Annotated in this window: 18 protein-coding genes; 3 read left to right on the plus strand and 15 right to left on the minus strand. The window is 63.0% G+C overall.

Annotated features, from left to right (window positions below; translation table 11 throughout):
- Window positions 1-48 precede the first annotated feature (48 nt).
- Complete coding sequence (locus ACWPVA_RS00840; RefSeq protein ID WP_454285861.1) at window positions 49-783, plus strand: GntR family transcriptional regulator; 735 nt, start codon at window positions 49-51, stop codon at window positions 781-783.
- A 148-nt stretch (window positions 784-931) separates the two neighbouring features.
- Window positions 932-2341 carry a vanillate/3-O-methylgallate O-demethylase gene (gene ligM, locus ACWPVA_RS00845; RefSeq protein ID WP_454285862.1) on the plus strand — a complete coding sequence of 470 codons (1410 nt, stop codon included), beginning with the start codon at window positions 932-934 and terminating at the stop codon, window positions 2339-2341.
- A gap of 95 nt (window positions 2342-2436) precedes the next feature.
- On the opposite strand, the gene ACWPVA_RS00850 is transcribed toward ligM, so the two are convergent.
- The 6 genes from ACWPVA_RS00850 to ACWPVA_RS00875 form a co-directional block, all read right to left on the minus strand.
- Window positions 2437-3135 carry an ABC transporter ATP-binding protein gene (locus ACWPVA_RS00850; protein ID WP_454285863.1) on the minus strand — a complete coding sequence of 233 codons (699 nt, stop codon included), beginning with the start codon at window positions 3133-3135 and terminating at the stop codon, window positions 2437-2439.
- Window positions 3132-3881: an ABC transporter ATP-binding protein gene (locus ACWPVA_RS00855; protein WP_454285864.1), complete on the minus strand. Its 750-nt coding sequence runs from the start codon at window positions 3879-3881 to the stop codon at window positions 3132-3134. Before ACWPVA_RS00855 ends, ACWPVA_RS00850 begins: the two co-directional genes overlap by 4 nt.
- Complete coding sequence (locus tag ACWPVA_RS00860) at window positions 3878-4909, minus strand: branched-chain amino acid ABC transporter permease (protein WP_454285865.1); 1032 nt, start codon at window positions 4907-4909, stop codon at window positions 3878-3880. The genes ACWPVA_RS00855 and ACWPVA_RS00860 overlap by 4 nt, the downstream gene beginning before the upstream one ends.
- The gene (locus tag ACWPVA_RS00865; protein WP_454285866.1) at window positions 4906-5766 is read right to left on the minus strand and encodes a branched-chain amino acid ABC transporter permease; all 861 of its coding nucleotides are present in this window, start codon (window positions 5764-5766) and stop codon (window positions 4906-4908) included. Before ACWPVA_RS00865 ends, ACWPVA_RS00860 begins: the two co-directional genes overlap by 4 nt.
- 57 nt (window positions 5767-5823) lie before the next feature.
- Complete coding sequence (locus ACWPVA_RS00870) at window positions 5824-6987, minus strand: ABC transporter substrate-binding protein (protein ID WP_454285867.1); 1164 nt, start codon at window positions 6985-6987, stop codon at window positions 5824-5826.
- A gap of 252 nt (window positions 6988-7239) precedes the next feature.
- On the minus strand, window positions 7240-8667 hold the full coding sequence (locus tag ACWPVA_RS00875; RefSeq protein WP_454285868.1) for an aldehyde dehydrogenase family protein: 1428 nt from the start codon (window positions 8665-8667) through the stop codon (window positions 7240-7242).
- 360 nt (window positions 8668-9027) lie between these two features.
- Here ACWPVA_RS00875 and mog point away from each other — a divergent pair, with 360 nt between their 5' ends.
- The gene (gene mog, locus ACWPVA_RS00880; RefSeq protein ID WP_454285869.1) at window positions 9028-9549 is read left to right on the plus strand and encodes a molybdopterin adenylyltransferase; all 522 of its coding nucleotides are present in this window, start codon (window positions 9028-9030) and stop codon (window positions 9547-9549) included.
- 73 nt (window positions 9550-9622) lie between these two features.
- On the opposite strand, the gene ACWPVA_RS00885 is transcribed toward mog, so the two are convergent.
- The 9 genes from ACWPVA_RS00885 to ACWPVA_RS00925 all read right to left on the minus strand — a co-directional run bounded on the left by ACWPVA_RS00885 (window position 9623) and on the right by ACWPVA_RS00925 (window position 17535).
- Window positions 9623-9946: a DUF4387 domain-containing protein gene (locus ACWPVA_RS00885; protein WP_454285870.1), complete on the minus strand. Its 324-nt coding sequence runs from the start codon at window positions 9944-9946 to the stop codon at window positions 9623-9625.
- Window positions 9943-11325: an acyclic terpene utilization AtuA family protein gene (locus ACWPVA_RS00890; RefSeq protein WP_454285871.1), complete on the minus strand. Its 1383-nt coding sequence runs from the start codon at window positions 11323-11325 to the stop codon at window positions 9943-9945. Before ACWPVA_RS00890 ends, ACWPVA_RS00885 begins: the two co-directional genes overlap by 4 nt.
- A gap of 172 nt (window positions 11326-11497) precedes the next feature.
- Window positions 11498-12493, minus strand: coding sequence for a sigma-54 interaction domain-containing protein (locus ACWPVA_RS00895; protein WP_454285872.1), 996 nt, complete (start codon window positions 12491-12493; stop codon window positions 11498-11500).
- 26 nt (window positions 12494-12519) lie between these two features.
- Window positions 12520-13617 carry a C45 family autoproteolytic acyltransferase/hydolase gene (locus ACWPVA_RS00900; RefSeq protein WP_454285873.1) on the minus strand — a complete coding sequence of 366 codons (1098 nt, stop codon included), beginning with the start codon at window positions 13615-13617 and terminating at the stop codon, window positions 12520-12522.
- 4 nt (window positions 13618-13621) lie between these two features.
- Window positions 13622-14638, minus strand: coding sequence for an ABC transporter ATP-binding protein (locus ACWPVA_RS00905; RefSeq protein ID WP_454285874.1), 1017 nt, complete (start codon window positions 14636-14638; stop codon window positions 13622-13624).
- Window positions 14635-15378 (minus strand): ABC transporter ATP-binding protein, encoded by a 744-nt coding sequence (locus ACWPVA_RS00910; protein WP_454285875.1) that lies wholly within the window; start codon window positions 15376-15378, stop codon window positions 14635-14637. The genes ACWPVA_RS00905 and ACWPVA_RS00910 overlap by 4 nt, the downstream gene beginning before the upstream one ends.
- Window positions 15345-15635 (minus strand): ATP-binding cassette domain-containing protein, encoded by a 291-nt coding sequence (locus ACWPVA_RS00915; protein ID WP_454285876.1) that lies wholly within the window; start codon window positions 15633-15635, stop codon window positions 15345-15347. The genes ACWPVA_RS00910 and ACWPVA_RS00915 overlap by 34 nt, the downstream gene beginning before the upstream one ends.
- A complete protein-coding gene (locus tag ACWPVA_RS00920) occupies window positions 15635-16531 on the minus strand; it encodes an ABC transporter permease (RefSeq protein WP_454285877.1) in 897 nt (298 codons plus the stop codon). Before ACWPVA_RS00920 ends, ACWPVA_RS00915 begins: the two co-directional genes overlap by 1 nt.
- Window positions 16528-17535 carry an ABC transporter permease gene (locus ACWPVA_RS00925; RefSeq protein ID WP_454285878.1) on the minus strand — a complete coding sequence of 336 codons (1008 nt, stop codon included), beginning with the start codon at window positions 17533-17535 and terminating at the stop codon, window positions 16528-16530. Before ACWPVA_RS00925 ends, ACWPVA_RS00920 begins: the two co-directional genes overlap by 4 nt.
- Window positions 17536-17537 lie beyond the last annotated feature (2 nt).

The following is a 17537-nucleotide window of genomic DNA, read 5'->3' on the forward strand; positions in this document are numbered from 1 at the left end:
GCGGGCGGGCCCAGTGCTATAAAATCTCGAGGAAAATGAGGTGTATTCATGAAGGGTTCCGAAGTCGCGACGCATGGCCGCCGGGCGGTGATCGAGTTGCGCGAGAAGATTGTCAGCGGTGAGTTGCCGGGCGGCACGCGCCTGTTTGAGGTGTCGCTGGCCGAGGTGCTGGATGTTTCCCGCACGCCTGTACGCGAGGCGCTCTCGCGGCTGGCGGAGGAGGGCCTTCTTGACCGCTTGCCCAATGGTGGCTTTGTGGTGCGTCGCTTCGGCTATGCCGACGTCATCGATTCCATCGAACTGCGCGGTGTCATGGAGGGTACGGCGGCTCGGCTCGCGGCCGAGCGCGGCGTGGCACCGGAAGCGCTGGCGCGCATCAGTGACGTCGTCCGGCAGCTCGACAGCTGTTTCGGGCCGGGCGCGGATGAAGTCGATTTCGACGCCTATGCCGACCTGAACGAGGAGTTCCATCATCAACTCGCGGGACTGGCGGGCAGCGACATCGTCCGGCGCGAGGTGGAGCGCGCGAGCTCGCTGCCTTTTGCATCGCCCTCGGCCTTCCTGCCCAACAAGACGGAGATCGAGGCCTTCCGGCGATCCTTGCGCTCGGCCCAGGAGCAGCACCATGCCATGGTCGAGGCCATCGCCGCACGCGAGGGGGCTCGTGCGGAATGGATTGCCCGCGAGCATGCGCGCACGGCCCGGCACAATCTTGAATACATCTTCAGCCAGGATCCCGAACTGCTGCAGAGAATCCCGGGCCTGGCGCTGATTCACCGCTAGGCGACCGATCTCGTGAGGTGACGGCAGGGCGGCCCATTGGCCGCCCTTGGCGTTTCCAAGGCGCGCGTGGCCAAAGAAAGGGGCTTGCATTCTATCCTGTGATCGGCATGAATGTATACATTCAGGCAATTACTCAGGGAGGAGTACCATGGCCAATTCCAGTCTTCATGATGTTTTGGGTGATAATCAGGATGCGGTGGGATTGTTGCGCAATTCCCAGGTCGGCATCTATGTATACCCTGTCGTCGCGGCAGAGTTTGCCAACTGGCGCTCGGAGCAGGCGGCGTGGAGAAATTCGGCCGTTCTCTTCGACCAGTCGCACCATATGGACGAACTGATCGTCGAAGGGCCGGATGCGGAGAAGTTTCTCGCTCATCACGGCATCAATTCCTTCGCCAATTTCGGCCTCAATCGCGCCAAGCATTTCGTGCCGGTCACGCCGAACGGCCACGTGATCGGCGACCACATCATCTTCCGCGAGCGCGAGGACAAGTTCATTCTCGTCGGTCGTGCGCCGACGTCCAACTGGCTGATGTTCTGTGCCGCCTACGGCAAGTGGAATATTCGCATCAAGCATGATCCGCGCTCCCCGTCGCGACCTGAGGGGGAGCGCGTGCTGCGCACGCATTACCGCTACCAGATCCAGGGTCCCGACGCGCCAAAGGTGCTCGAGCAGATGAACGGCGGCCCTCTGCCGGATATAAAGTTCTTCCATGTCGACTGGATCAATGTCGGGTCGAAGAAGGTGCAGGCGCTGCGCCATGGAATGTCCGGCGCGCCGGGTCTCGAGATCTGGGGTCCGTACGAAGACAAGGCCTATATCCTTTCGGTGATCCTCGAATCCGCCAAGGCCGCCAATGTCGACCTCGTCCGCTGCGGCAGCCGCGCCTATTCGACCAACACGCTGGAATCCGGCTGGATCCCGTCGCCGCTTCCCGGCATCTACACCGGTGACGGCATGCTCGCCGAATACCGCAAGTGGCTCGGTGCGGATTCTTACGAGGCGACCGGCGCGATCGGCGGTTCGTTCGTTTCCGACAATATCGAGGACTACTACGTCAATCCGTTCGAGCTGGGCTATGATTTCTATATCGGCTGGAAGAAGGACGACTTCGTCGGTAAGGCCGCGCTCGAACAGATGAAGGGGCGCAAGAACCGCAAGAAGGTCACCTTCGAGTGGAACCGCGAGGACGTGCTCAAGGTGATCGCTTCCGGTTTCGAGGACGGCTTGCCCTACAAGTGGATCGACTTCCCGCAGCCGAACTACGCCTCGACCAGCGCCGACATGGTGATGAAGGGTGACAAGATGGTCGGCATGTCGATGTTCAACGGTTACAGCTTCAATGAACGCTGCATGTTGTCCCTTGGTATCGTTGATCCGGACGTTGAAGAAGGCGACGTGCTGACGCTGATCTGGGGCGAGCCGGATGGCGGATCGCGCAAGTCATCCATCGAGCCGCACAGACAGGCCGAGATTCGGGTTCGTGTGGCGCCCACGCCCTATGCGCGCGAGGCCCGCGAAAGTTATGCCGACAGCTGGCGTAGCCGAAAAGACTGAGGTCGTTTCACCCACAACACAGGCGGCTCCTTCGGGGGCCGCCATTTTTTTTGGTCGAGTCGCTGATCAGGATCGCCTTCAACCTCTTCGAGACGTTAAATGCTCAAGTGTGCGTCGAGTGTCTCCGGAGAGGCCAGGAGCGATGCCGACGTGTCGTGATAGACGACCCCGCCGCGCTCCAGCACGATGACTTCATCGGTGAGCGGCAAGATCTTGCGCGCCTTCTGTTCGACGATGATCGCCGAGATGCCTTCGTCGGTGACGATACTGCGCATTGCGGCCAGAAGTTCGTCGACGATGATCGGTGCCAGGCCCTCCAGCGGTTCATCCAGCAGCAGCAGCTTGGGATTGAGCATCAGGGCGCGTGCGACCGCCAGCATCTGCTGTTCGCCGCCCGAGAGCTGGTTGCCGAGATTGCGCCGGCGCTCCTGCAGGCGCGGAAACATGCCAAAGGCGCGGGCCAGCGTGAAGGGGCCGGGCCGGGCCGTTGCCGTCAGGTTTTCCTCCACGGTCAGCGAGCGGAAGATGTTGCGCTCCTGCGGCACCCAGCCGATGCCCAGTGCTGCACGCTGTTCGGGGCGAAGCCGGGCGATGTCCTGGCCGGCCAGACGGATCGTACCGGAATGATAGGTGGTGGTCCCGACGATGGTGTCGAGCAGTGTCGTCTTGCCGGCGCCGTTGCGGCCCAGCAGCGCCAGCGACTTGCCCTCCTCGAGCGTGACGTCGATGTTGAACAGGACGCGCGCTTCGCGATATCCCGCTGCCAGCCCTTCGATGCGCAAGAGTTCGGTCACGACGCATCCTCCCCGAGATAGATCGCCTTGACCTGGCGGTCCTTCGATATTTCCTCGACCGTGCCCTCGGCGAAGAGGCTGCCCGCCGCCAGCACCGAAATGCGATCGGCAAAGGAAAAGACAAGATCCATGTCGTGCTCGATCAGCACGACGGTCACGTCCGGCGGCAGGTCGCGGACGATCGACAGCACTTCATGGCGCTCTTCCTCCGGAACGCCGGCCGCCGGCTCGTCCAGAAGCAGCACCTTGGGACGCGAAGCGATGGCGAGCGCGATCTCCAGCAGCCGCTGCTTGCCATAGGGCAGGAGGGAGGTGGCGGTGCCCATCGTATCGACCAGACGGAACCGTTCGAGGAGATGCGCCGCCTCGTCCGCTACTTCGCGGTCGCCCGACAGCGGTCGCCAGGCACGCCACCCGTGCACTTTACGCTCGCCAATCGCCAGCATCATCGATTCCAGCGGGGTGAAATCGCCAAAGAGCTGATTGATCTGGAACGTACGCGACAGGCCACGGCCAACGCGGACGTGCGCCGGCAGGTGCGTGATGTCCTCGCCTCCGAGCAATATCTGGCCGCTGTTGGGCGTCAGGACGCCGGTCAGAAGATTGATCAGCGTGGTCTTGCCCGCGCCATTGGGGCCAATCAGGGCGTGCCGTGCGCCCTGTCTGATACTGAGCGAGACGTCATTGGAGGCAAGAAAGGCACCGAAGCGCTTGACCAGGTTGCGGGTCTCGAGTGCTGCCGTCATCGAGCGTCCTCCGCCGCCTGCGTTTTCGCCTTCAGCCGGCTGGCCGCTCCGGGCAGATGGTCCCTCCAGCGTCCGAGGCGCTCGCGTCCGACGAAGACGATGATGATCAGGATGAGACCGATCCAGAACATCCAGTATTGCGGGGTGATGACAGAGAGCCAATCACGCAGCACGGTAAAGATCACCGCGCCGAACACACCGCCATAAAGATAGCCGACGCCGCCGATCACCAGGACCAGAAGCACGTCGGCAGAGCGGTGGAAGGCGAGCACGTCGGGCGAGACGAAACTCGTCGTCTGGGTCAGAAGCGCGCCCGCAATGCCGGCATAGGCTGCCGACAGGGTGTAGATGGCGACGATCCGGCGGGTGGGCGAGATGCCCAGCATGGAGGCGCGCCGCTGGTTGCGCTTGATCGCTTTCAGGGACAGACCGAAGGGCGAATGAACGATGCGGCGCGCAACGAAGGTCAGTACCATCAGCACCACGAGCGCATAGATGTATCCGTTGCGGCCCCAGAGGTCGAACTCGAAGATTCCGAGAATAGGCGCGATGGTCACGCCGCTGAGACCATCCGCACCGCCGGTCAGCCAAGTCGCCTGGTTGGCGACCTCCGCCAGCAGCATGGCGACGCCGAAGGTCGTCATCAGCCGGGTGAGATCGGAGCCGCGCAGCACCAGGAAGCTGGTGACGAAGCCGAACGCCCCGCTGACCAGTCCGGCGACCACAAGGCCGGCAACGGGCTCGGAGACGTAATCGCGGGCGAAAAGCCCCGCTGCATAGGCACCCAGTCCGAAGAAGGCGGTGTGGCCGAGCGAGACGATGCCGGCATAACCGAGGATCAGGTCGAGCGAGATGGCAAATAGTGCCAGGATGGCGATCTCGGTCAGGATCAGCATCTTGGACGGCAGAATGAAGACCATCGCCACCGCCAGCAGCCACAATGCGATTTCCCAGAGGCGCCAGCGGTTGGCCTGCTTGAGTAGTGCCTGTGCTGTCTCGACGGCGGAGGGGTTTGCACCGGCGCTCATCGGCCGCCCTCGCGCGCGAACAGTCCGTATGGCCGCAGGATCAGCATGATGATCATCACGGCATAGATGATGAACGAGCCCAGTTGCGGCACGTAATACTTGCCGCCCACGTCGGCGATGCCGAGCAGGAGCGCGGCAATGAATGGGCCGGTGATCGAGGACGTGCCGCCCACGGTGACGACGATCATGAAATAGATCAGGAATTTGAGCGGGAAATTCGGATCAAGGCCGAGGAGGTCGACACCCAGTGCCCCGCCGAGACCGGCAAGGCCAGAGCCGAGAGCGAAAGTCAGCGCGAAGATCACCGAGACATTGATGCCCAGTCCGCGCGCGACCCGTCCATCATCGACGGCGGCGCGCAACTGGCTGCCGAACCGGGTGCGCGTCAGCGCGAGTTGCAGCGCGACGGTGAGCACGGCGCAAAGTACGATGATGAACAGCCTGTAGCGCCCGACACCAATGCCGAGGAACTCGAAGCGTCCGCGCAGGAGCGGCGGCAGGTTGATCATCTGCTGTTGGCCACCCATGAAATAGTCGACCGCTGCGATCGACATGAAAACCAGGCCGATCGAGAACAGCACCTGGTCGAGATGCGAGACGCCGTAGAGATGTCTGTAGAGCGTACGCTCCAGCACCGCCCCGGCCAGCGCGGTGACGAGGAAGGCCGCAGGCAGGCACCAATAGAACGAAATGCCGTAGCGGTTCATCAGGATCACTGTGACGTAACCGCCCGCCATGGCGAAGGCGCCATGGGCGAGATTGACGAAATTCATCAGTCCAAGCGTCAGCGAAAGACCGCAGGCAAGCACGAAAAGAAGCATGCCATAGGCTATGCCGTCGAAGAGGATTGTCAGCATGGTCACTCGCAATGGCGTGGAAGGCCTTGGCGCCGGCCCTCCACGCGGCTGTGGCGCTTAGTTGGCGTTCGGGTCGCGGATCTTCTCGTAGGTCTTCAGCTCGACATTATAGAGCTCGCCGTCCACTTCCTTCACCTCGCGGATGTAGATGTCCTGGACGATGTCGCGCGTGGACGGATCGATTGCGATCGGACCGCGCGGGCTCATCCATTCCATGCCCTTCATGGCCTCGATCAGCTTCGTCCCGTCGGTGTCGCCGCCCGTCTTCTCCAATGCCGCATAGGCGAGATGCATTGCATCATAGCCGCCGACGGACATGAAGTTGGGACGCATGTTGTTATTGGCCTTGCGCACTTGCTCGACGAAGGCCTTGTTTTCCGGGCTGTCGTGGTTGGCCGAGTAAAAATGCCCGGTCACCACGCCCATCGCCGGATCGCCGATGCCGTTGAGCAGGTCGTCGTCCGTCACGTCGCCGGTGGCGATCAGCTTGATCCCGGCTTCCTTCAGGCCGCGATCGGTGAACTGCTTCATGAAGAGCGAGCCGACGCCCGAAGGCACGAAGACGAAGACCGCATCGGGCTTCGCGTCGCGCACGCGCTGCAGGAAGGGCGCGAAGTCCGGGTTCTGCAGCGGCACGCGGACCGCCTCGACGATCTCGCCGCCTTCCTTCTTGAACTGGTCGGTGAAGCCCTTCTCGATGTCATGGCCGGGGCCGTAGTCCGTCACCAGCGTGACGACGCGCTTCAGTCCGTTCTCCACCGCCCAGGTCGCAACCGGCACCGCGGATTGGGGGCCTGCCATGCTGGTGCGGACAAAATAGTCAGACTGTTTCATGATCGCCGATGTCGTCGCCGAGGTGATGATCGCCGGCACCTTGGCTTGATTGAGTACCGGGGCCACCGACATGGCAAGCGGGGTCAGCCCGAAGCCCGTGAGGATGGACACGCCCTCATTGACGACGAGTTCCTGCGCAATGCGACGTGTCTGGTCGCCGGTGCCAGCATCGTCGCGCAGCACAAGCTCGATCTTCTTGCCGGCGACGGTGTCGCCGTTGAGCGCCATGTAGGCGCGAACACCTGCTTCTACCTGCCTGCCGGTCGAGGCGAACGGGCCGGTCATCGGCAGGATCAGTCCGATCTTGACCGTGTCCTGCGCCAGTGCCGATCCCGCAGCCAGCATCGAAAGCAGAGTGCCGGCGATGAAAACTCTTCTGGTAACCATGTATACTCCTCCCGTTGATCTTGTTCGGCTTCCCAAGGCCGTATCCGCTGCAGTGCAACGTTTCTCGTCACTCCCAAGACGAGGGGCCGCTGCACGAAAATCGCATCCCGGCATTTATGTATACATATATCGCAGCCAGCTACAAGGCGGACGAACTTGCAATAGGCATTCGCAGCTTCGTCTGACGGCACTCGACAGCTTGGCACGCCCGGCCTTCGGGGGCCGGGCTCGTTTTTCTGGTGGCCCGGCGGCTCAATCGCCGTAGCCGACGATGCCCTTGATCTCAAGGAAGTCGTGAATGCCCCAATCGGCGTATTCACGACCGTTGCCCGATTGCTTGTAGCCGCCGAACGGGGCGTGCGTATCCCAGTCCGGATAGTTAAGATAGACCGAGCCCGCCCGCATTTCGAGCGCCACGGCCCGAGCATGCTCGATGTTCTGCGACTGCACGTAGGCGGCAAGGCCGTAGACCGTGTCGTTGGCAATGGCGATCGCCTCTTCCTCGGTCTTGTAGGGTAGGATTGACAGGACCGGGCCGAAGATCTCCTCGCGGGCGATGGTCATGTCGTTGGTGACGTTGCCGAACACCGTCGGGCGGACATAGTAGCCACGGTTGAGTCCCTCGGGACGGCCAAGGCCACCGGTGACGAGGGTCGCCCCTTCCTTGATGCCGGCCTCGATCAGGCGCTGGATCTTGTCGAACTGCAGCTGGGAAACGACCGGGCCGAGATCGGTGTCCTCGGCGGTCGGGCTGCCGACCTTGTGGGCTTCGGCGGTGGCCTTGGCAAACCTCAGCGCTTCCTCATGGCGATCGGCCGGAACCAGCATGCGGGTGGGTGCGTCGCATGACTGGCCGGAATTGCCGAAGCAGCCGCGCACACCCTTCCTGACGGCGCGCTCGAGGTCGGCGTCGGGCAATATGATATTGGCCGATTTTCCGCCGAGTTCCTGGGCGACGCGCTTGACGGTGTCGGCGGCGGTCTTGGCGACGATGATGCCGGCGCGGGTCGAGCCGGTGAAGGACACCATGTCGACATCCGGGTGCCCGGCCATGACCTGACCGACATCGGGACCGTTACCGTTGACGAGGTTGAACACACCCTTCGGCACGCCGGCCTCTTCCATGATCTCGGCCCAAACGATGCCGGAGATCGGGGCGATTTCCGATGGCTTCAATACCACGGCGCAGCCGGCGGCAATCGCCGGCGCGACCTTGCAGACAATCTGGTTGAGCGGCCAGTTCCAGGGCGTGATCAGCGCGCAGACGCCGATCGGTTCCTTAACCACAGTGGTCGAGCCGCGCTTTTCGGAGAACGTGTAGTTCTCCAGCGCCTCGATCGTGGATTCCATATGCGCACGGCCGGCCCCGGCCTGGGCGTCGCGGGCAAAGGACAGCGGCGCACCCATTTCATTGGAAACGGCAACCGCGATGTCCTCGAAACGGGCATTGTAGACTTCGAGGATCTTTCTCAGCAGCGCCAGACGCTCTGCAACCGAGGTCTTGGAAAAGCTGGAGAATGCCTTCTTGGCGGCGGCGACGGCCTTGTCGACATCAGCCTTCGAGCCGAGAGAAATCTGGGTGTAGGCCTCTTCGGTCGCCGGATTGATGACATCGAGCGTGGCCGGCACGGCCGGATCGATCCAGGCGCCGTCGATGTAGAACTTAAGGTGATGGGACATGCTGAACTCCAGACATTGGTGGGGTTGGCGAGGCGGACGGCGCCGGACGTCGTCCGCAAATTCTGCTCGTATCGCCAGGGCCGGCGGTCCTTGTGCCGATTAATAGCCGGGTCGATGGCGTCCTTGCCTCCCGTCGTCGCGATTCATCGGATCGTACAATTCATAACGCTTGCTGGGGGAGGCTTCCAGTGCGCGTTCCTGGTTGAGCGGCGTGGCCTCTTCACCTTATGCTGCGGAAAGAGCCGTCGACAGGCTTGCACGCGGCGCTCCTGAGTGTAAACCCAGGGTCAATCGTTTGGACACTGATGCGACGCCGTCGGTAACGTCGTGCCGCAGATGTCCATTCTCGGAGTGTCAAACATGCAGATTGCCATCGTCACCGTGTCCGACCGCGCCAGCCGGGGCGAATACGAAGATCAAAGCGGCCCGGCCATCGAGACGTGGCTTGGCGAGGTGATCACTTCGCCCTACGAGACCGTCAAGAGCGTCATACCCGATGGCGTTGCCTCGGTGCGCGACACGCTTATCGCGCTCTGCGACGACAGCCAGGTCGACCTGATCCTCACCACTGGCGGGACAGGGCCGTCGCCGCGCGACGAAACGCCGGAGGCCATGCGCGAGGTTCTGGTCAAGGAATTGCCCGGCTTCGGCGAGCAGCTCAGGCGTGCCAGCCTCGAACAGACGCCGACCGCCATTCTGTCGCGCCAGACGGCCGGCACGCGCGGCAAAACGCTGATCATCAACCTGCCGGGCAAGCCGAGTTCGATCCGTTTCAGCCTCGATACGATCTTTGCCGCCGTACCCTACTGCCTCGACCTCATCGAAGCCGGCCGCATCGAGACTGATCCCGCCCGTATAAAGGCTTTCCGCCCCGCTCCTTGACGGCAACCTGGCTGGCGTGCGGACTCCCGCAATCAATGCTGCGGGAGCTGAAACGGTCTCTGAGAGACGGTGCTTAGACGTCCCGCACCTCGACATCGAGGAAGGGTGCGTATTGCTGCGCACCGAAAATGTCGGCGTCGCCCGGGCTGCCGCTCGGGCGGATGCGCAGGATCGTGAACTTGATCGCATAGGCTGGATCGTATTCGACGAAGTCGGTGAGCCGTCCCTGGTCGATGCCGAGGATGGCGCAGACCGTTTCGGGCGTCAGGGCGCCGGAGCGCTTCACCTTTTCATAGGTCTCCCGCTCACGGAAGATGACGTCGAAGGTGATCTTGTCGGTCCCGGCATTCTTGCTGCGGATCGTCTTGGCGAGGTCGGAGAGTTTGGTCACGGTCATTGCGCAGCCTCGAGCTGTCCGTTGCCGATGATGGCGGTGTGGGTGGGGAATAGCTCCAGCGGATCGCTGACAGCCATGGTGTGGTTGAGTGTCCAACGGTAGGCGGGGCTGGCCTGCATCACCTCGTCGAGGACGAAGGAGACGCCGCCGGCGGTGCCCTTGACGTCGGGAAGGCGGGCGTAGAACAATTGGCGCGTGCCGGTGATCGTCACTTCCTCGGCCATTTCCTTGGTCGGGGCGACGCCCTGGACGACGATCATCAGCTCGTGACCCGGCTTGTCCTTCAGCGGTTCCATGTCGCCCATGATGCCGTTGCGGCCGAAGACGTTATAGTGCAACTCCCAGCCGTCCGGACCGAAGCGCTCGCGCACCTGGGTTTTCGCCCATTCGATCACCTCGTCGACATGGGCGATGGTGTAGGGATCGCGAATGCCGGCCATGCCGACGAACCGCTCGCCAAGCTTGCCGGAGCCTTCAAGCTTAACCCTGAAGTCGGTTGCAGGAACGAATTCCATGCCGGTGACGCGGGTGGTCTTTTCCGACACCTGTTCGTAGACGCAGTTCGTCATGTCGAGCATGCCGCCGGCGACATATTCGAAGAAGGGGTTGGAGCGCTCGTACATGGCGTGGCCGGCAACCGAGGCCACGGTGCAGCGCTGTTCCGGCGCCATGGCCGTCACCTCGACCCAATCCTCGGTGATCTCGCCGAGGACCGTTTCCTTGGCGCCATAGGGCTCGGCGCAGAACGACGCGCATTCGAGAACCTTGCCGAGATAGTAGGACTGGGCTTCGGGGAAGCCGCGGGCAAGGGCTGCACAGGCGAAGACGGCGCTGTCGGAGGAGCGGCCGCCGATGATGACGTCGCAGCCCTGATCGAGCAGCGCCCGGAACGGATGGACGCCGGCCATGGCGACGACGCGTTCGGTGGCGTCGAGTTCCTCTTCGGTCAGCGCCGAGCGGGCGTCGAGCCCTTGGATGGTCGAGCCGGACCGGATCTTGGCGCGCACCAGTTCCTTGTCGACCTCGGAATAGAACCAGCCGATCCTGAAGGGCGGCAGATTATGCTTGGCGGCGATCTCGCGGATCATCTCGACATACATGTCGACCCGGCTGTTGGTGCCGGTATCGCCGGCCGAACCGATGATCATCGGCACGCCGATGCGGCGCGAGGCCAGCAACATCTCCTCAAGGTCGTGCGCCTGCCAGGCCTTCGGGCTGGCGCAGGTGTCGTTGCCGAGTGGCACCGGACCGATGTCGTCGCTGCCGCTGTCGGCAGCGATGAAGTCGGGGCCGGCGTCGACGCCGATGTGGAAACTCTTGGGCTTCAGCGGCGCAAAACCCAGATGCCCGTTGGGGCAGATGATCTTCATAGATCGCATGCACTTTCTCCATTGAAGAACGAAATCCGTCTTGTCCTGGTGAATGCATGCACCGTGCCAACCGCGAACGGAACTTTAAGGTGCTGTAATTCTTCAGAAAAAATAGCTGACCGAGATTGGCTTCAGGGAGCTGCGCGAAACGCACGCGGCGTGTCGCGCAATGCGCGCCGCCTTAATCGGTGATGAGGCCGAGCTTGATCATCTGGTGGCGCATGGCGTGCCGGCTGATCTTCAAGCTGGCCGCGGCGCTTTGCAGATTGCCGCCGGCTGCCGCAAGCGCTGCCTCAATGAGCTTCTTCTGGTAATGTGCCGTGGCATCGTGGAAACCGAGCAACAGATCGTCGGCGCCGGGCTGGCTGCGGGCAAGGGAGGAGACGCCCGCGGCCTTCGCCTTCACGGTGCGCAGGATACGGTCGGGCAGGTGCCGTGGCAGGATCACGTCGTCGTCTTCGAGGATGAAGATGCGCTCGATCAGGTTTTCCAGTTCACGGACATTGCCGGGCCAGGGATACTGCAAGAAGATCTGCTGTACTTCCTCGCTCAGCCCCCTGATGTTGCGCTTGTACTGGGCGTTGAACTTGTCGACGAAATGCTGCGACAGTATCAGGGCGTCTGAGGCGCGTTCCCTCAGCGCCGGCAGGTTGATCGCCACGACCTGGAGCCGGTAGTAGAGATCCTCTCGGAAGCGGCCGGAATTGACTTCGCCAAGCAGGATCTTGTTGGTCGCCGTAACGAGCCTGACGTCGACCGAGGTCGAGGTGACCGCGCCGACCCGGCGGAAACTCTGGGTGTCGAGGAAGCTCAGGAGCTTGGCCTGCAGGACGAGGTCCATCTCGCGGATCTCGTCGAGAAACACCGTGCCGTGGTTAGCCGTCTCCACAAGTCCGGCCTTCTTGACCTGGGCGCCCGTGAAGGCGCCGCGCTCATGGCCGAACAGTTCGGATTCGAGGAGGCTCGAGGGAATGGCCGCGCAATTGATGTCGACAAATTCGCCGGCTGCGCGCACCGATTGCTGGTGCAGCATGCGGGCGACCAAGCCCTTGCCGGTGCCGGTCTCGCCGTAGATGAGCACGGTGCGTGCGGGGCTCTTGGCGACGCGCGTGATCAGCTTCCGCAGGGCATCTATGCTCGCATGCTCGCCGATCAGATCGCGCTCGTAGTTCGCCATGGGCCGCCCTGGTTGAGACATGGCGACTATACCGGCATTTCGAACAACTGCCACTGCCCCGAACAGGGATTGCCCTCGAGAAAATGCAGGCTCGCATTGTCGCAGCGGTAGATGACGGTGGAGATGGTCTGGGAATCGTTGCGAACGGCATGCTGGCAGAGCGGACCGATGCCAGGCCCGTCCTCGGCGTGGCTCGCCATCAGTGCGGCCGCCGCTGCAATGTTCCAGCGCCGGCTGGGAACCATACGCGACAGGAAGCCGAACCGGGCCGATGAGTTCTCATCGATCCGGTCGCCATCCTCGAGAAGATTGCAGCCCGCCATTTTCGCTGTCACGAAATGATTGGTCCGCCACGAAGCCGCGCCCCTCTCGATGCCAAATGTGTCGGTGCCGAACTCGATCGCCGCGGTCGCGCCGCTGCGGTCTGCAAGCACCAGGTTTCCGCCGCCTGCATGGCATCGCGCGGCGATAAAGTCCACCGCCTCATCGACCGTGCGGCAGGTGGCGAGGATCCGGGTCATGGCGAAGTAGCGCAGCCAGCCGACCCCATGGTTCCTGGTGCCGACGTGATTGTCGACAAGCGCGAGGCCGGCCGCATTGATCCCGCTCGAATAGGCGCCGGGGCTGCCGGCGCTGCCGACACAGATCATCCGGTCCGTCGCGATGTCCGGCCCCTCATGCAGAAAGACGCGCTGCACGCCGAGATGGGTGCCGGAAAAATCGCGGTTCTTGACCACCAGCGGCCCGTCGTCGCTGTCACCGACCGCCCAGGTGCTGCAGCCGTCGGTGTCGATCTCCGCGGCCGCCTTGAGGTCGCGCAGGATGGTGATGTGCTGGTGGACGAAGAGATCGTCCTCCATCAGACCGAAGCCGTCGGCAATGCCGGCCAGTTCCGCCATCGTGTCGGGATCATGGGTGCTGAGAAAAGCGCGTTGCGCCTCGATGTAGCGCAGGCCGTCGGTATCGATCAGGCCGGCGGCACCTGCCTGGTCGACGCGGCCGAGCACGGCAGTGCGGATCTGCTCGTCGCTCACGCCGGCTTTGGTCGCCTGGGCGCGTCCGCGCTCGTATGGACTGCCGGACAGCAGGACCGGATTGGCGCGCTTGGCGTCGAAGGGCAACATCACACTACCTCAGGATCGAGAGATTGTCGTTTATCAGGTGACAGGTGGCGGTGTGGCCGTCGCCGAGATCGTGACGCGGCGGCGCCTCAACCCGGCACAGATCGGTCGCCAGCGGGCAACGGGTGTGGAACTTGCAGCCGGGCGGCGGCGACTGCGGTGAGGGCAAGTCGCCGGTCAGCTTCACGCGCTGGTGCTTGCCCGGATGGTCGACATCAGGCACCGCCGACATCAGGCTCTGGGTATAGGGATGGCGCGGATTGGAAAGCACCGTCTCGACCTGCCCCATCTCGACGATCTCGCCGAGATACATCACCGCCACCCGATCGCTCAGATAGCCGATCACCGAAATATCGTGGGAGACGAAAAGGTAGGTCAGCCCCATGTCGCGCTTCAGGTTGGTCAGCAGTTCGATGATCTGCGCCTGGATCGACACATCGAGCGCCGAGACCGGTTCGTCGCAGACGATGAACTGCGGATTGCTGATCAGTGCCCGTGCAATGCCGATGCGTTGCCGCTGGCCACCGGAGAACTGGTGCGGGTAGCGGTCGAGATGGCTGGTCTTCAGCCCGACCTTCTCCATGATCGCCGCCACCTTGTCGCGCATCTCGCGCCGATTGGCGGCGAGCCCGTGCAGCATCAGCGGCAGGCCGATGATGTCGGCGACGGTGCGGCGCGGATTGAGCGAGGCATAGGGGTCCTGGAAGATGATCTGCATGTGTCGGCGCATTGCCTTCAACGCGTCCGGCTTCAGCGCCGTGATCTCGGTCCCGTCGAAGACGACCTTGCCGGAGGTCGGCTCGTGGAGCCGAAGCAGCGCGCGTCCGAGCGTCGACTTTCCGCACCCACTCTCACCGATCAGGCCGAGCGTTTCGCCGCGCCGGACCTCGAAGGAGACACTGTTGAGCGCGCGGATGTTGATTGGCGGCTTGCCGGTCGCCCAGGAGATCGGGCCGCGCCGCCCACCGTAGTGCTTCACCAGGTTTTCGACGGTGATCAGCGGCGTATTCGAAGTCTCGCTCATGCCTTGACCTCCGGCAGGCGGATGCAGCGCGCCCGGCGCAATTCACCGAGTTCGCGCATGTCGATCCTGTTCATGCAGGCGTCCAGGCGTTCGCTGCAGCGGGAATAAAAGCGGCATTGCGGCGGCAGGTCGATCAGATCGGGCACCTGGCCCTCGATCGGCTTGATCTTCTGGCCGCGCAGCGAAAGCCGCGGGATGGATTGCAACAGGCCTCGCGTATAGGGGTGCTGGGGCTTCTGGATCACCGAGGCGGTCGGGCCTTCCTCGACCACCTGGCCGGCATACATGACCATGACCCGGTCGCAATATTCCGAGACAACGCCGAGATCATGGGTGATCAGGACGACGCTCATGCCGAGACGGACGCGAATGTCGGCGATCAGTTCCAGCACCTGGGCCTGGATGGTCACGTCGAGTGCTGTGGTCGGCTCGTCGGCAATCAGCAGCTTCGGCCGGCATGCAAGCGCGATGGCGATCATGATCCGCTGCCGCATGCCACCGGAGAACTCGTGCGGATAATTCTTGAGACGATCGCCGGCCGAGGCAATGCCGACGAGTTCCAGCATTTCCACCGCCTTGGCACGGGCGGTCTGCCGCCGTGCCATGCGGCCTTGCGGAAGCGTGTCGTCATGAGCGTAGAGCACTTCAAGGATCTGTTCGCCGACGGTCAGCGCCGGATTGAGCGCCGTCAAGGCGTCCTGCATGGTCATGGCGATGTCGCGACCGCGGATCTTGCGCATGTCCTGCGACGATAGAGCTCTAGATCGCGGCCCTCGAAATGGATCGAGCCGCTATCGATGCGACCCGGTGCACGCACCAGCCCCATGACCGAGGAGAAGGTGACGCTCTTGCCGGAGCCGCTTTCGCCGACCACGCCGAGGCATTCGCCCGGATTGACGGTGACATCCACGCCGTCGACGGCGAAAACTCGCCCGGCGCGGGTCTCGAACACGGTTCGCAGGCCCTGGACCTGAAGGAGGGGGGAGGCAGTGGTCATTATTCGTTGAACCTCGGATCGAAGGCGTCGCGCAGGCCCTGGCTCGCCACGTTGATCACCAGCACGAGTAGCAGGATGGCGAGGCCGGGGAAGGTCGAGACCCACCAGGCTTCGAGGATGAAGGCGCGTCCGTCGGCCACCATGGATCCCCAGGAGGCGGTCGGCGGTTGGACGCCGAGGCCAAGGAACGAGAGGCTCGCTTCGAGAATGATGACGTCTGCCATACGGATCGTGGCAACGACCAGCACGGCGGACAGGACGTTCGGCATGATCTCCTTGAGCATGATATGGAACCGCGAGGCGCCAAGCGCGCGGGCGGCCTCGACATACTCCAGTTCGCGCACGGCCAGCGTCTCGCCGCGCACCACCCGGCATGGAATGACCCATTCCTTGTAGACCAGCGCCAGGATGATATTGAACAGGCCAGGTCCCATCATCGCCATCAGGCCAATGGCGAAGATCAGGTAGGGAAAGCCGAGCAGGATATCGACGAGGCGCGAGATGACCACGTCGACCCAGCCCCGCAGGTAACCGGCTGCAAGCCCGGCGAGGATGCCGATGATCGTGGCGGCGATGACGACAACAGTGCCGATGAAGATCGAAATGCGCGCGCCATAGATGATGCGCGAGAAGATGTCGCGCCCCAGAGCGTCGCAACCCAGCAGGAAACCCCATTCGCCACCCGGCATCCAGGCCGGCGGCTGAAGACGGCGGAAGAGATCCGTCTCGTAAGGGTCTTGCGGCGCGATCCAGGGGGCAAAGATGGCCATGACCGCGAAGGCCAGCAGGACCACGGCACTTGCCAGCGCCAGGCGGTTTTCCGCGAAGGTGGCGAGGTTGCGCCTGAAGGGCGAAATGGCGGGTGCGGTCGTGATCGGATCGGACACGGAACTCATAGTTTCACCCGAGGATTGAGGACCGTATAGAGAATGTCGGCGACGAAATTCATCAGCACATAGGTCACGGCGTAGAGCAACACGGCTGCCTGAACGAGCGGGTAGTTGCGTACGAAGATGCTCTCGACGACCAGACGACCCAGTCCGGGCCAGCCGAAGACCGTCTCGACGATCATGTTGCCGCCGAGCAGCGAGCCGGTTTCGATGGCTGCGACGGAAACCGTCGGGATCAGCGCGTTCTTCAACGCATGACGGTAGAGAATACGGCGGCGGCTGAGGCCTTTGGCCTCGGCGAAGGCCACATAGTCCTGTCGCATCACCTCCAGCATGGCGGTCCGCGTGACGCGCGTCAGGATCGCTGTCATCGGCAGGCCGAGTGTAATGGCAGGCAACAGGATATGCTTGAGCGCGTCCCAGAAGGCGGCGAAGCGGCCCTGCACCAGCGTATCGATGAGCAGGAGGCCGGTGATCGACGGCACCTCGCTATCAAACCCGATGCGACCCGATACCGGCAGCAGTCGTAACTGCACCGCGAACAGCATGAGAAGCAGGATGCCGAACCAGAACCCCGGCAACGACACGCCGAACAGCGAGCCGACAGTCGCGATCTTGTCAATGATTGTGTTCTTGTGGATGGCCGCCGCCACTCCGAGCGGAATGGCGGTGGCAAGGGCGATGATCATCGCCACGAGGCTGAGCTCGATGGTGGCGGGCAGGCGTTCGGAAATCACGTCGATCACCGGTCGCCGGTGAAAGAAGCTCGTGCCGAATTCGCCCTGGACCGCATTACCGAGAAAGCTCAGAAAGCGTTCCGGCAGGGGACGGTCCAGCCCCAGATCGCTGCGCAGCAGGGCTTCCTGCTCGGCATTCATATTCTGATCGCCGATCATGATTTCCACCGGGTCGCCCGGCGTGAGCGCCAACATCATGAAGACGATGAGGCTCACGCCGAGGAGCACGGGGATCAATTGCAGCAGACGTTCGAGGAGGGTACCCAACCGCATCG

This window comes from Rhizobium arsenicireducens, assembly GCF_964021225.1.